This window comes from Tsukamurella paurometabola (assembly GCF_900631615.1).
In the GTDB taxonomy this organism is placed as follows: Bacteria; Actinomycetota; Actinomycetes; order Mycobacteriales; family Mycobacteriaceae; genus Tsukamurella; species Tsukamurella paurometabola_A.
In genome coordinates this window covers 3,218,178-3,231,753 of the sequence record NZ_LR131273.1, presented here as the reverse complement: position 1 = coordinate 3,231,753, position 13,576 = coordinate 3,218,178, and the positions used below count along the sequence as shown (strand labels likewise).

At 72.6% G+C, this 13,576-nt stretch carries 11 protein-coding genes; 7 read left to right on the top strand and 4 right to left on the bottom strand.

Going from position 1 to position 13,576, the window contains the following annotated elements; genetic code table 11:
- Positions 1-3: 3 nt before the first annotated feature.
- Positions 4-1,038 (bottom strand): AraC family transcriptional regulator, encoded by a 1,035-nt coding sequence (locus tag ELY19_RS16175; protein ID WP_164711624.1) that lies wholly within the window; start codon positions 1,036-1,038, stop codon positions 4-6.
- 104 nt (positions 1,039-1,142) lie between these two features.
- On the opposite strand from ELY19_RS16175, the gene ELY19_RS16170 reads away from it, so the two are divergent.
- From ELY19_RS16170 to lipB, 4 genes are all read left to right on the top strand, one after another.
- The gene (locus tag ELY19_RS16170) at positions 1,143-2,672 is read left to right on the top strand and encodes a leucyl aminopeptidase (RefSeq protein WP_126197137.1); all 1,530 of its coding nucleotides are present in this window, start codon (positions 1,143-1,145) and stop codon (positions 2,670-2,672) included.
- A 155-nt stretch (positions 2,673-2,827) separates the two neighbouring features.
- Positions 2,828-4,618: a 2-oxoglutarate dehydrogenase, E2 component, dihydrolipoamide succinyltransferase gene (gene sucB / locus ELY19_RS16165; protein ID WP_126197136.1), complete on the top strand. Its 1,791-nt coding sequence runs from the start codon at positions 2,828-2,830 to the stop codon at positions 4,616-4,618.
- A 21-nt stretch (positions 4,619-4,639) separates the two neighbouring features.
- Positions 4,640-5,536, top strand: coding sequence for a TIGR01777 family oxidoreductase (locus ELY19_RS16160; RefSeq protein ID WP_126197135.1), 897 nt, complete (start codon positions 4,640-4,642; stop codon positions 5,534-5,536).
- Positions 5,537-5,546: 10 nt separating this feature from the next.
- A complete protein-coding gene (lipB, locus tag ELY19_RS16155) occupies positions 5,547-6,248 on the top strand; it encodes a lipoyl(octanoyl) transferase LipB (protein WP_126197134.1) in 702 nt (233 codons plus the stop codon).
- Here the strand turns inward: lipB and ELY19_RS16150 are convergent.
- Positions 6,239-6,622, bottom strand: coding sequence for a winged helix-turn-helix transcriptional regulator (locus ELY19_RS16150; RefSeq protein WP_227966883.1), 384 nt, complete (start codon positions 6,620-6,622; stop codon positions 6,239-6,241). The two genes, lipB and ELY19_RS16150, sit on opposite strands and share 10 nt — an antisense overlap.
- A gap of 210 nt (positions 6,623-6,832) precedes the next feature.
- Here ELY19_RS16150 and ELY19_RS16145 point away from each other — a divergent pair, with 210 nt between their 5' ends.
- Positions 6,833-9,817 carry an MMPL family transporter gene (locus ELY19_RS16145; protein ID WP_227966882.1) on the top strand — a complete coding sequence of 995 codons (2,985 nt, stop codon included), beginning with the start codon at positions 6,833-6,835 and terminating at the stop codon, positions 9,815-9,817.
- Here ELY19_RS16145 and ELY19_RS16140 read toward each other — a convergent pair.
- Positions 9,774-11,018 carry an MFS transporter gene (locus tag ELY19_RS16140; protein WP_126197133.1) on the bottom strand — a complete coding sequence of 415 codons (1,245 nt, stop codon included), beginning with the start codon at positions 11,016-11,018 and terminating at the stop codon, positions 9,774-9,776. The two genes, ELY19_RS16145 and ELY19_RS16140, sit on opposite strands and share 44 nt — an antisense overlap.
- A gap of 97 nt (positions 11,019-11,115) precedes the next feature.
- On the opposite strand from ELY19_RS16140, the gene lipA reads away from it, so the two are divergent.
- On the top strand, positions 11,116-12,144 hold the full coding sequence (lipA, locus tag ELY19_RS16135) for a lipoyl synthase (RefSeq protein WP_126197132.1): 1,029 nt from the start codon (positions 11,116-11,118) through the stop codon (positions 12,142-12,144).
- A 39-nt stretch (positions 12,145-12,183) separates the two neighbouring features.
- Positions 12,184-12,945, top strand: a complete 762-nt coding sequence (locus ELY19_RS16130; RefSeq protein WP_126197131.1) for a DUF4191 domain-containing protein — start codon at positions 12,184-12,186, stop codon at positions 12,943-12,945.
- 51 nt (positions 12,946-12,996) lie between these two features.
- On the opposite strand, the gene ELY19_RS16125 is transcribed toward ELY19_RS16130, so the two are convergent.
- The gene (locus ELY19_RS16125; protein ID WP_126197130.1) at positions 12,997-13,479 is read right to left on the bottom strand and encodes an RDD family protein; all 483 of its coding nucleotides are present in this window, start codon (positions 13,477-13,479) and stop codon (positions 12,997-12,999) included.
- Positions 13,480-13,576 lie beyond the last annotated feature (97 nt).

Genomic DNA, 13,576 nt, shown 5'->3' with positions numbered 1-13,576 from the left:
GCTTCAGCGCGGCGTGACCGCAGATCCCCCCTCGTCCGTCCGGTTCTCCCCGGAGGCCCGGACCTGGGCGGGAGTGCTCCCCGTCCAGTGGGTGAAGGCGCGCCGGAAGTCGCGGGCGTCGGCGAAACCGACCGCTTCGGCCACGGCCCGCACCGGCAGGTCGGTGGTGCGCAGCAGCACTTCGGCCCGTTCGCGCCGGACCCGGGCGTGGATCGCCCGGAACGACTCCCCCGCGTCCGCGAGGTGCCGGCGCAGGGTGCGCTCAGTGGTGTTCAGCTGTCGGGCGACCCCGGCCATGGTGACCGGGCGGCGCAGGTCCGCCCGGAGTAACTGTTCGACGGCCCACAGGTGATCGAGGTCGCGCGCCTCCGCGGTGGACCCGGTGATGGCACGGCAGGCCGCCAGCGCGGCGGCGTGCACGGCCGGCTCGCGCCGGGGCAGCGGTGTGCCGAGCAGGCGCCGCGGCACCGTCATCCGGCCGGCGGGGGCGTCGAACCGCACGGCGCAGCCGAACCGGGCGCCGTATTCGGCGGCGTAGCCGGGTGCCGGGTACGGCAGTTCGACCGCCGCCGGCGACCAGTGTTCGTCGCCGAGCGCCGAGCGCAGCAGAGTCGTCACGCTGAGCAGCGTCTCCTCGCACAGGAACGGCAGGAGTTCCGGTTCCGCCGAGCGCGGCACCACGGTGAGGGCCACGAGGTCGGCGTCCGCGTCCACGGCGAAGTCGACGAGGCTGCCCGCCGCCTGGTGGTACTCCAGTCCCGCGGCGACGGCTCCCGCCACGTCGTCGGCGGTCTGCACCGCCACACCCAGCATCCCGAAGGACTGCAGGAGGGGCCGGACGCCCGCCTCGAATCCGAGCGGTCGGCCGGGGAGCGCGCGGACCGCCTCGGTGAGGAAGCGCACCACCTGCGGGAAGGCGAGTTCGAGATCGGCCTCCGGTTCCCCGCGGCGGATCCCGGCACGCGCCGCCCACAGCTCCACCGGGTGCCCCTCGCGTGCGAGCGCCTCCATCAGGTGCGCGACGACGGGCGCGGGCATCGCGGCCGCATAGTCCGCAGCCCCGGGCGGCGGCGCGCCCCGGAGTCCCAGGCGTAACATCCGTACAGGCAAGCACACCCGCCGCCCTGACGAGAGGAAACCCCTTGAGCACGCCGTTCACCGGACCCGCCATCACGCTGACCGACGATCTCGCGGCGGCGACCGACGCGCTGATCGTGGGCGTGTTCTCCGCGGAGGGCGACGGGGCGGCGATCACGGTCGATGCGGGCGTGCCGGAGGCGGCGCGTACACCGATCGCCGAGGCGCTCGCGCTGCTCGGCGCCGAGGGCAAGGCCGGCGAGGCCGTGCGCGTCCCGGTTCCGGCCGGGACCGGTCTCGGCGCGGCGACGGTGCTCGGTGTCGGTCTCGGCACCGAGGCGGCGGTGACCCCGGAGGCCGTCCGCCGCGCCGCCGGCGTCGCGGCCCGCGCGCTCGAGGGCGTCGCCGCAGCGGCCACCACGCTCTCCACGATCGACCTGGCGGCCACCGTCGAGGGCGCGATCCTCGGTTCGTACCGGTTCGCCGAGTTCCGCACCACGTCCGCACCGAAGAAGGAGGTGCTCGGTTCGCTCGCGCTGCTCTCGGCGCCCGCGTCGGAGGCCCTCGCGGACGAGGCCCGCGGCACCGTCGAGCAGGCGCGCCTCACGGCCGGCGCGGTGGCGCTGGCCCGCGATTTCGTCAATACCCCGCCGAACGTCCTCTCCCCCGGCGAGTTCGCCGACCGCGCGCAGCGCCTCGGCGCCGAGGCCGGCCTTCAGGTCGAGGTCTTCGACGAGCAGTACCTCGCCGCGAACGGCTACGGCGGCATCGTCGGGGTCGGCCAGGGCAGTTCCCGCCCGCCGCGGCTCGTACGGCTGCGCCACGTCTCCGGGGCCGACGGCGCCAAGCACGTCGCGCTGGTCGGCAAGGGCATCACGTTCGACACCGGCGGCATCTCCATCAAGCCGGCTGCGGGCATGGAGCAGATGACCTCGGACATGGGCGGCGCCGCGGCGGTCATCGCGACCGTGATCCTGGCCGCGCAGCTGGGCCTGCCGGTCGACGTGACCGCGACCGTGCCGATGGCCGAGAACATGCCGTCGCACACCGCGCAGCGCCCCGGCGACGTGCTCACCCAGTACCCGGGCGCCGGCAAGGGCGGCATCACCGTCGAGGTCATCAACACCGACGCCGAGGGCCGTCTCATCCTCGCCGACGCCATCGTCCGCGCCTGCGAGGACGAGCCCGACTACCTCATCGACACGGCGACCCTCACGGGCGCGCAGATGGTCGCCCTCGGCACCCGTACCCCCGGCGTGATGGGGACCGACGCCTTCCGGGACCGCGTCGCGGAGCTCTCCCGCTCGGTCGGCGAGAACGGCTGGGCGATGCCCTTCCCGGAGGAGCTGCGCGCCGATATCAACTCGCGCGTCGCCGATCTGGCGAACGTGAGCCCGAACCGCTGGGGCGGCATGCTCACCGCCGGCGTCTACCTCAAGGAGTTCGTCGCCGACGGGGTGCAGTGGGCGCACATCGACGTCGCGGGCCCGGCGTTCAACACGGGCGGCCCGTTCGGCTACATCACCAAGGGTGGTACGGGCGTCCCGGTCCGCACGATGCTCGCGGTGCTCCGCGACATCGCGCAGCGGGGATGACGTCCCGCACCCTGGGAGTTACCGGCGAGTAAGCCCCCAACCGCCGCGCGGACCGGGCCCCTGAGGGTAGGGTCAGGTGTCGGTGGAGGCCACCAGCCGAAACCCGCGTTCAGCTCGTATCACAGCAGATAACCGAACCTGAGGAGTCAGAGGAAATGGCCTTCTCCGTCCAGATGCCGGCACTCGGCGAGAGCGTCACCGAAGGCACCGTCACCCGGTGGCTCAAGCAGGAGGGCGACACCGTCACCGTCGATGAGCCCCTGCTCGAGGTCTCCACCGACAAGGTCGACACCGAGATCCCCGCACCGGCATCGGGTGTGCTGCTGAAGATCCTGGCGCAGGAGGACGACGTCGTGGAGGTCGGCGGCGACCTCGCCACCATCGGCGAGGCCGGCGAGTCCGCGCCCGCCGAATCCACTCCCGCGCCCGCCGCCGAACCCGCGCCGGCTCCCGAGGCCGCGGCTCCGGCCGAGCCGGCCGCTCCCGCGGCTCCGGCCGCTCCCGCTGAACCCGCCCCCGCCGCACCGACGTCCGGCACCGAGGTGAAGATGCCCGAGCTGGGCGAGTCCGTCACCGAGGGCACCGTCACCCGCTGGCTCAAGGCCGTCGGCGACGAGATCGCCGTCGACGAGCCGCTGCTCGAGGTCTCGACCGACAAGGTCGACACCGAGATCCCGTCGCCCGTCGCCGGCACGCTCCTGGAGATCAAGGCCAACGAGGACGACGTGATCGCCGTCGGCGGCGTGCTCGCCATCGTCGGCTCCGGTGCTCCGGCCGCCCCGTCCGCGCCCGCCGCACCCGCACCTGCCCCCGAGCCCACCCCCGCGCCGGCTCCGGCAGCGCCCGCGCCGGCTCCCGAGCCCACCCCCGCGCCGGCTCCGGCAGCGCCCGCGCCGGCTCCCGAGCCCACCCCCGCGCCGGCTCCGGCGACGCCGGCGGCCCCCGCCGCACCGGCCGCCTCTGCCGCTCCCGCTACTCCGGCCGCATCGTCGTCGGATTCGACGCCCTACGTCACCCCGCTGGTGCGCAAGCTGGCCGCGGAGAACAACGTCGACCTGAACTCGGTGAAGGGCACCGGCGTCGGCGGCCGCATCCGCAAGCAGGACGTGCTCGCCGCAGCCGAGGCGGCCAAGGCACCCGCCCCGGCTGCGCCGGCCGCTCCCGCGGCCGCCGCCCCGGCGGCACCGTCGGCTCCGAAGGGCGCCCGCCCGGAGCTGGCCGCCCTCCGCGGCACCTCGCAGAAGACCAACCGCATCCGCCAGATCACCGCGAAGGTCACGCGCGAGTCGCTGCAGGGTTCCGCGCAGCTCACCCAGGTGTTCGAGGTGGACTTCAGCCGGATCGTGGCGCTGCGAGCGCAGGCCAAGGCCGCGTTCAAGGCGAACGAGGGCGTCAACCTCACGTACCTGCCCTTCATCGCGAAGGCGGTCATCGAGGCGCTCAAGGTGCATCCGAACATCAACGCGTCGATCAGCGACGACTTCAAGGAGATCACCTACCACGGTGGGGTGAACCTGGGCATCGCCGTGGACACGCCGCAGGGGCTGCTGTCGCCGGTGATCAAGAACGCCGACGACCTGTCGCTGGCCGGTCTGGCCCGCGCCATCGCGGACCTGGCCGAGCGCACCCGGGGCAGCGGCCTCAAGCCCGACGAGCTGTCCGGCGGCACGTTCACCATCACCAACATCGGTAGTGAGGGCGCGCTGTTCGACACCCCGATCCTCGTCCCGCCGCAGGCGGCGATGCTGGGCACCGGCGCGATCGTCAAGCGCCCGGTCGTGGTCAAGGACGCGGCGGGCACCGAGTCCATCGGCATCCACCCGATGGCCTTCCTCCCGCTGACCTACGACCACCGCCTCATCGACGGTGCCGACGCGGGCCGCTTCCTCACGACGGTCAAGCACCGTCTCGAGGAGGGCGCGTTCGAGGCGGATCTGGGCCTGTAACCGAAGGAACCGCCCGATCTCATGGAACGACGGGTCGCCCTCGCCGGATCGTCGGGGCTCATCGGCACTGCGGTGTCGAGAGCGCTGACGCGGCGGGGCGACACCGTCGTTCCGCTCGTTCGGGACGATTCCGCACGCGGGATCCCGTGGGATCCGGCGCGCGGCGAGGCTCCCGATCTCGCCGGCTTCGACGCGGTGATCGTCCTCAACGGATCCCCCATCGCGGGCCGGCGCTGGACCGGCGCGGTGAAGCAGGACCTGCGCGACTCCCGCATCGAACCGGTCGCGGCCCTGGCCGAGGCGGCCGCACGCGCCGGCGTGCCGGTGTTCCTGAGCGCGAGCGCGATCGGCGTCTACGGCGATGCCGGGGAGATCGAGTGCGTCGACGGGCCGAACGGCACACCGCCCGGCTCCGGCTTCCTCGCGAGCCTGTGCGTCGAGTGGGAGGCGGCCGCCGACCCGGCGCGGGCCGCCGGCGTGCGGGTCGCGCACCTGCGTTTCGGGCACGTCCTCTCCGCGGCCGGCGGCCTGGTGCCGGTGCTGCGCCGGATCTACCGCCTGGGCCTGGGCGGCAGGCTCGGCAGCGGCCACCAGTGGATGTCGTGGATCTCGCGCGACGACGCCGCCCGCGCGGTCCTCCACGTGCTCGACGGTGCCGTCACCGGCCCCGTCAACATCGTCGCGCCCGCGCCGGTGCGGCAGCAGGCCTTCAGCGAGGCACTCGGCCGGGCGGTGAGTCGCCCGGCGCGGTGGGTGGTGCCGCGGTTCGCGCTGCGCGCCGCCGTCGGCGAGGTCGCCGACGAGAGCCTCCTCACGTCCCAGCGCGCGGTCCCCCGGGTCCTGCACGACAGCGGGTTCCGGTTCGCGCACACCACGCTTCCCGCGGCACTCGCCGCGGCGCTGGCGGACGAGGCGTAGCGTCGAGGTCATGCCCGCACGCTCCGCCCGCGCCGATTCCTCCCCGATCGTGGTCGAGGACCTCGGCACCATCGGTTACCAGGAGGCGTTCGACCTCCAGCACGATCTCGCGAACCAGCGCGCCGACGGAGCCATCGGCGACCGCCTCCTCCTCCTCGAGCACCCGCCCACCTTCACCGCGGGCAAGCGGACCGAGCCGCAGGATCTGCCGCGGGACGGCAGCACCGTCATCGACGTCGACCGGGGCGGCAAGATCACCTGGCACGGACCGGGCCAGCTCGTCGGCTACCCGATCATCAAGCTCGGCTCCGCGATGGATGTCGTCGACTACGTGCGCCGGATCGAGCAGGCCCTCATCGAGGTCTGTCAGGGCCTCGGGCTCTCGGTGGGGAGGGTCGAGGGCCGCTCGGGCGTCTGGTTCCCCGCCGACGGTGCGCGCCCCGAGCGCAAGGTGGCCGCGATCGGCATCCGGGTGGCGCGCGGTGTCACCCTGCACGGCTTCGCGCTCAACTGCGACAACACGCTCGGCGGCTTCGACGCGATCATCCCGTGCGGCATCCCCGACGCGGGGGTGACGACGCTGAGCTCCGAACTGGGCCGCGACGTCACCGTCGGCGAGGTGCGGGACGCCGTCGTGGACGCCGTGCAGCGCGCGCTCGACGGCGACCTCCCCGTCACCGACGCGACGCTGCACGCGGCCGATCACGCCTGATCGGCAGGGTCCTCCTCGGCGTCCTCCCGGACGGCCTTGGCCCACGCCTTGGCCCACAGTTCGAGCGGCCCCAGGGCGAGCAGCAGCGCCTTGCCCTGGTAGCTGAGACGGTAGGCGCCGTCGGACGTCTGCGTCACGATGTGCGCCGCGGTGAGCTCGGACAGGCGCTGCGAGAGCGTGCTGGACGAGATGCCCTCGATGTCATTGCGCAGGTCGGAGAACCGGGACTTCCCGAATCGCAGTTCCCACACGATCCGCAGGGCCCACCGCCTGCCGAAGAGATCGAGCGCGGCCATCATCGGCCGCCCGGTGTCCGATCCGCGGACGGGCCGCCCGGGCAGCGGGCGCTCCACCTCACCCTCGTTGTGACCCACGTCACTCCACCTACCGCTCTGCGTCGGAACCCACACCGGAAGGCACTAGGCGCGCCTCGCCGATAGAGATACGGTTCACACCTATCAGTCCAGTTCGATTTTTGGACCACGGCCGGACGTGCTCCGGCGGACCGGAAGGTGACCGTGATCGACGCCCATCGTAATTGCACAGCGAAGCCGCCCTTCTTCGCGCGACTCGGACGGCTCTGCGTGCGCAACGCGGCCTGGATCCTGCTGTTCTGGGTCGGCCTGGCCGGCGTCCTCAACGTCGCGGTGCCGCAGCTGGAGGTCACGGTCCACAAGCACTCCGCGCCGTTCATCCCCGGGGATCTGCCCGGCGTCGACGGACTGCGCGCGATGGCGGAGGAGTTCGGCACCCCGTCGTCCACCGCGCAGGGCAACGTCATCGTCGCGGCCGAGGGGAGGATCGGCCCCGAGCAGGAGCAGTACTACCGCGCCCTCACGGCCGCGCTGCAGGCCGACAAGGAGCACGTCGCCTACGTCATCGACACCTTCGGCAGGCCGGCCGCCCGCGAGGTGGGCCTGAGCCCCGACGGCAAGGCCATCAACCTGCTCGTCGCCGAGGTCGGCGACATCGGCTCGACCCGGGCGCAGTCGAGTACCGAGGCCATCCGGGAGACCATCCGCTCGATCCCGGCACCGGCGGGCACCACCGTCGAGTTCACCGGCACCGCGCCCACGCTCTCGGACCTGTTCACGGCGATCGACGCCTCGCTGCTCATCATCACCGCGGTCTCGGTGGTGCTCATCATGGCGCTGCTGCTGATCACCTACCGCTCGATCGGCGCGGCTCTGGTCCCGCTGCTCACCATCGGGCTCTCGCTCGCGGTCGCGCGGCCCATCGTCTCGCTGCTCGGCGAGCACGAGGTGATCCCCGTGTCCAACTTCTCCATCGCGATCATGACCGCGATGGTGCTGGGCGCCGCCACCGACTACGCGATCTTCGCCGTCGCGGGCTACCACGAGGCGCGCCGGGCCGGGCTCCCGTCCGATGAGTCCGCGGTCGCCGCCTCGACCCGGGTGGGACGCATCATCGTGGCGTCGGCCCTCACCATCGCCGTGGCGAGCGGCGCGATGATCTTCTGCAAGGTCGGCATCTTCGTCACCGCGGGCCTCCCGACGACGATCTCGATCGCCGTCACCTGCCTCATCGCCCTCACTCTGCCGCCCGCTCTCCTGCGGTACCTCGGCGCGCGCGGCTGGGTCGAACCCCGGCCCGGCACGGAGAAGCGCTGGCGTCGCACGGGTGCCCGGGTCATGCGCCGCGCGGTGCCGCTGTCCGCCGCCGCACTCGTGGTGCTGATCGCCGCCGCGGCGGTGCTCCCGAGCATGGTCATCGGCTTCGACGAGAACCGGATGCAACTGCGGGCCACCGACTCCCGCAACGGCTACGAGACGGTCATGGAGCACTGGGGCGTCAACGAGGCGGTCCCCGAGTTCCTGCTGATCCGCGCCGATCACGACATGCGGAACACGCACGACCTGGCGGCGCTCGAGTCCATCGCGATCGGGGTGTCGAACCTGCCGCAGGTCGCGTACGTCCGATCGATCACCCGCCCCGACGGTGAGCCGATCCCCGAGTCGGCCGTCGGCTACCAGACGCAGCAGGTGGCGAACGGCCTGGGCGACGCGAACCGTCAGCTCAAGGAGGCCTCGCCGCAGCTCAAGGCCCTCGCTTCCGGCGTGGATCAGCTCAATGCGGGCGCGAGCGAGGCGTCGCGGCGGGTCCCGGAGCTCGTCGCCGGAACCCAGCGGGTGACCGGGCTCGCGTCGGGTGTGCTGGACGCGCTGACCTCCGCGCAGCAGGCGCTCGCGACCGCGAGCGGCGGCACCGTCGACGTGAACGGTGCGACCGCACTCCTGCGCAGCGCGGTCGCCACCCTGACCACCGCCGCCGACGCGGTGCGGACCGCGCAACGGCAGCAGTCCGCGGCCGGGATCGGCGAGGTCTTCGGACCGCTGATCGGCCCCGCCTCCCCGTCGTGCGCCGCCGACGCGAACTGCACCGCCGCGCGTCGTGCGTTCACGGAACTCGACCGCGCCACGTCCGGACGGGCGTCGGCGGCGGTGCGCGCGGCGACCGTCGTACTGCCCGCCGGCACGACGGACCGCGCCGCGACGGCCCTCGCCCAGGCCGACGATGCACTCGCCCGCCTGCAGGGGCTGCTCGCGGGGCTCGGAGGGCTCAGTCCCGAGCAGATGAAGGCACAGCTCGCCGAGCTCAACGCGGGCGTGACCCAGTTGTCGACCGGCCTCGCACAGCTCAGCACGGGCCTCGGGCAGGTCAAGACGGGCACCGACCAGGTGGTCGAGATGACGGGCCGCCTCCAGGAGGGCCTCGGCACGGCGACGGACTACCTGACCGGGCTCAGCGCCGGCACCACGGAGGGACCGGGCCGCGGCTTCTACCTGCCCGCCCAGGGCCTGCAGTCCGACCGCTTCGTCGACGGCTCGCGGGTGCTCCTGTCGCCCGACGGCAGGTCCGCCCGCATGCTCGTGGTGTGGGGCATCAACCCGTACTCGGACGAGGCCCTCAACACGGCGGCGTCGATCCCCGACGCCGCGCGGGCGGCGGCGCACGGCACCGTGCTCGAGTCCGCGACGATGGACGGTTTCGGCCTGGCCTCGATCTCGGCGCAGATGCGCGAGCAGGTGCTGCGCGATTTCCTGCTCTTCGGGTTGGTCGCGGTGGCCGGCGTCTTCCTGGTGCTGTTGGTGCTGCTCCGCGCGGTGATCGCGGCGGCGCTCATGGTCGCCACCGTCGTGCTGTCGTTCGCGGCGGCCGCGGGCGCGTCGGTCCTGCTCTGGCAGCACGGCCTGGGCATCCCCGTCGACTGGTCGGTGCTGCCCATCGCCTTCATGGCGCTGGTCGCGGTGGGCGCGGACTACAGCATGCTGTTCGCCGACCGCATCCGCGAGGAGGCCGCCGGGGATTCGACGGTGCGCGGCGTGCTCCGCGCGTTCGGCACGACGGGCAGCGTCATCACCACCGCCGGGCTGGTCTTCGCCATCACGATGTTCGCGCTCATGAGCGGCAGCGTGATCAACCTGCTGCAGATCGGCTCGACCATCGGCATCGGCCTGCTGATCGACATCGTGGTGGTGCGCACCGTCTTCGTACCGGCGGCGATCACCGCGCTCGGGGACCGGGTGTGGTGGCCCTCGAAGCCGTGACGGGATCGCCGCCCGCGGTGCGGCCGCGACCGGGTGCGGCGCCGAGGCGGACCGAGGCGAAGCAGAGGACCGCCGCGGCCACGGCGAAACCCGTGGCCGCCGCGGCGAACCAGGGGCCGCCCACGGCCACGGCGCCCAGCACCGAGGTGCCCGCCGCGATCCCGGCGTTGGTGCACGCGTTGTTCCAGCCGAGCACGGCGGCGCGGTTGTCGGGGTCGACGGACGACAGGTACGTCTGCTGCGCCGAGAAGAAGGCGCCGCCGCCCGCGCACCACACGGCGATCGCCGCGATCACCACCGCCGGGGCGGTCGCCGTGGTGGCCGTGGCAACGCCCGCGGCGACGACGAGCGCGGCGCCCGCGGGCACCCACGCGGGGTGCACGCCGCGCCGGGCGAGGCGGTCGACGAGTGCGCCCGTCGCCACGGAGCCCGTCATCGAGCCGATGCCGACGACGAGGCCGATCATGCCCAGCGCGGTGAGGCCGTAACCGAACCGCTGCGAGAGGAGTACGCCCACGTAGGTGTACGCGCCGAGCCTTCCGGCCTGGAGCAGAAGGGACGACGTGAAGGCCAGCGCGATCCGGCGGTCGCGCCACGGCGCGAACAAGCCGCCCCGGTCCGGCCGCGGGTCGCTCGGGCCCGCGGACGGCAGGCGCAGCGCCGTCACCGCGGCGACCACGAGCATCGGCACACCGATCAACAGGTACGGCGCCCGCCACCCGAGGCCGTGCGCGAGGAATGCGCCGAGCGGGACGCCGAGCACCTGTCCGCCCGCATACGCGGCGGCGCCCAGGGAGACCGCCCGGCCGCGCTGGGCGGGCGCGGCGTACTCGGCGAGGTAGGCCCAGATCGACGGTGCACCGAGGGCGGCTCCGAGCCCCGAGAGCGCGCGGGCCGCGACGAGCAGCGGCAGCGACGGCGCGATGTAGCTCAGGACGTCGGCCACGGCGAAGACCGCCATGCCCACGGCGATGGCGTGCCTGCGCGCGAGCCGGTCCGAGAGGCGCCCGAACAGCGGCCCGGTGACGGCGTAGCAGAGCACGTAGGCTGTGACGACGTTGCCCGCGGCCCCGGTCGACGCGCCGAACGACCGGGCGATGTCCGGCAGCAGCGGGGCGACGAGGTTCATCTCGGCGCCCATGAGGAAGAACACCAGGTAGAGCACGCCGAACGTGCCCCACGGGGTCCTCCCCTGCGCCATCGCCGCACCTCCTGCCGGAGCCACATTAGATGATCGAACAATCAGGGGCGATCGGGCGTGACCCGCGCCACCGTCGACCTGCGGGACCGGGCGTAGCATGGACGGGGTGAGTACCCCGGAGAACCCCCGCAAGCTACTCCGCCTCGAGGTCCGCAACGCGCAGACCCCGATCGAGCGCAAGCCGAACTGGATCCGCACGCGCGCGAAGATGGGCCCTGAATTCACCGAGCTCAAGGGCCTCGTCAAGCGCGAGGGCCTCCACACGGTGTGCGAGGAGGCGGGCTGCCCCAACATCTACGAGTGCTGGGAGGACCGCGAGGCCACCTTCCTGATCGGTGGCGAGCAGTGCACCCGCCGCTGCGACTTCTGCCAGATCGACACGGGCAAGCCGGCGGAGCTGGACCGGGACGAACCGCGCCGCGTCGCCGAGTCGGTGCAGGCGATGGGTCTGCGGTACTCCACCATCACGGGCGTCGCGCGCGACGACCTGCCCGACGAGGGCGTGTGGCTGTACGCCGAGACGGTCCGGCAGATTCACAAGCTCAACCCGAACACGGGCGTCGAGAACCTGATCCCGGACTTCCACGGCAAGCCCGAGCTGCTGGCCGAGGTGTTCGAGTCGCGTCCCGAGGTGCTGGCCCACAACCTGGAGACGGTGCCGCGCATCTTCAAGCGCATCCGCCCCGCGTTCCGCTACGAGCGCTCGCTCGACGTGATCCGGCAGGCGCGCGACTTCGGTCTGGTCACCAAGTCCAACCTCATCCTCGGCATGGGCGAGACGCCCGAGGAGGTGACCGCGGCGATGCGCGACCTGCACGACGCGGGCTGCGACATCATCACCATCACCCAGTACCTGCGCCCGTCGCCGCGGCATCACCCCGTCGAGCGGTGGGTCAAGCCCGAGGAGTTCGTCGAGCACACGCAGGCCGCCGAGGAGATGGGCTTCGCCGGCGTCATGGCCGGACCGCTGGTCCGCTCGTCGTACCGCGCGGGCAAGCTCTACGCGAAGGCGATGGCGCACCACGGCCGGCCGATCCCGGCGAACATGGCGCACCTGACCGCCGAGGGCGACGCGGCACAGGAGGCCACCTCGGTGCTGAGCCGCATGGCCGCCGCGGCCAAGTAGCGGTTCAGCGCGTAGTAATCGCACATTAAGCTGGGAGACATGGCACAGGACAAGTCAGCGGCCGACAAGCTCAAGGCGCAGAAGGCCGAGGCGAAGCGGGCACGGAAGGCCGCGTCGAAGGAACGCCGCAAGCAGATGTGGCAGGCGTTCCAGATGCAGCGCAAGGAAGACAAGGCGCTGATTCCGATCATGGTCGGCGTCTTCATCTTCGCCGTGGCGCTCTCACTGGTGGTCGGCTACTTCGCCGGCTCGTGGTGGATGTTCCTCATCCTCGGCGTGCTGCTCGGCGCGCTCGGCGCGTTCATCGTGTTCACCCGCCGCCTCGAGCGCAGTGTGTACACGAAGAACGAGGGTCAGGTCGGTGCGGCCGGCTGGGCGCTCGACAACATGCGCGGCTCGTGGCGCGTGACGCAGGCCGTCGCCCGCACGACCCACGCCGACGCCGTGCACCGCGTGATCGGCAAGCCGGGCGTGATCCTCGTGGCCGAGGGCAACGAGGGGCGGATCAAGGGCCTGCTCGCGCAGGAGAAGAAGAAGACCGCGCGCGTCGTGGGCCAGACGCCGATCTACGAGTTCACCGTGGGCAACGAGGAGGGCCAGGTCCCGCTGCGGAAGCTGCAGCGCTCCCTGAACAAGCTCCCGTCGAACATCAGCGGCAAGAAGATCGACGAGTTGGAGGGCCGCCTCGCGGCGCTGTCCACGCGCACCGGCGGCGCGCAGATGCCGCGCGGCCCTCTGCCGCAGGGCGCCAAGATGCGCAGCGTGCAGCGCACGGTCCGGCGTAAGACCGGATCCAACTGATACCGATCTCGGGGCCCGCCACGGCGGGCCCCGAGTGCTATCGCCGGGCCGTCAGCGGGCCTTGACGACGACGGTGCCGGTGGCCCGGTCCTGCATGCCGCGGCCGTCCACGTCCTGGATGAGCGGCGGCACGATGAAGACGATGAGCAGGTTGCGAGCGAGCGCGCGGACGATGCCCACGCGCATCCGCGGGTCCTCGATCCGGGCGACCCGCAGGCCCGCGAAATACTGACCGGGAGTGAAGCCGAAGAGGGTCACCGAGAGCACGCCGACGGCGAACCAGATCCCCAGCGCGAGCGTGTCGAACGCCGTGGGCTCCCCCGCGAAGACCCGACCGGGGCCGACGATCGCGACCGCGATGAGTGCGGACGGCACCCAGTCCAGGAACAGTCCCAGGACGCGGCGTCCCGATCCGGCGGCCGCCCCGGCACCGTCCCGGGGCAATCCCAGCGCCTGCCCGCGGTACTCACCGTGGGAGCCCTCCGGCAGTGCCGCGGACGCACCGGACAGCCATGATCCCGTTTCTCGACGCATGGTCCCAGGGTACGTGGGAGTCCGATTCCACCGTCCCGCGGACGGCCCGCGATGTGTAACACCGTTGAAACATTGCGTTAGTTCTCGGGCAACACCC

Excerpts from the sequence above, each read along its gene's own strand:
- ELY19_RS16175 (WP_164711624.1), bottom strand. The coding sequence starts at position 1,038 with ATGCCCGCGCCCGTCGTCGCGCACCTGATGGAGGCGCTCGCACGCGAG.
- sucB (WP_126197136.1), top strand. The coding sequence starts at position 2,828 with ATGGCCTTCTCCGTCCAGATGCCGGCACTCGGCGAGAGCGTCACCGAA.
- ELY19_RS16160 (WP_126197135.1), top strand. The coding sequence starts at position 4,640 with ATGGAACGACGGGTCGCCCTCGCCGGATCGTCGGGGCTCATCGGCACT.
- lipB (WP_126197134.1), top strand. The coding sequence starts at position 5,547 with ATGCCCGCACGCTCCGCCCGCGCCGATTCCTCCCCGATCGTGGTCGAG.
- ELY19_RS16140 (WP_126197133.1), bottom strand. The coding sequence starts at position 11,018 with ATGGCGCAGGGGAGGACCCCGTGGGGCACGTTCGGCGTGCTCTACCTG.
- lipA (WP_126197132.1), top strand. The coding sequence starts at position 11,116 with ATGGACGGGGTGAGTACCCCGGAGAACCCCCGCAAGCTACTCCGCCTC.
- ELY19_RS16130 (WP_126197131.1), top strand. The coding sequence starts at position 12,184 with ATGGCACAGGACAAGTCAGCGGCCGACAAGCTCAAGGCGCAGAAGGCC.
- ELY19_RS16125 (WP_126197130.1), bottom strand. The coding sequence starts at position 13,479 with ATGCGTCGAGAAACGGGATCATGGCTGTCCGGTGCGTCCGCGGCACTG.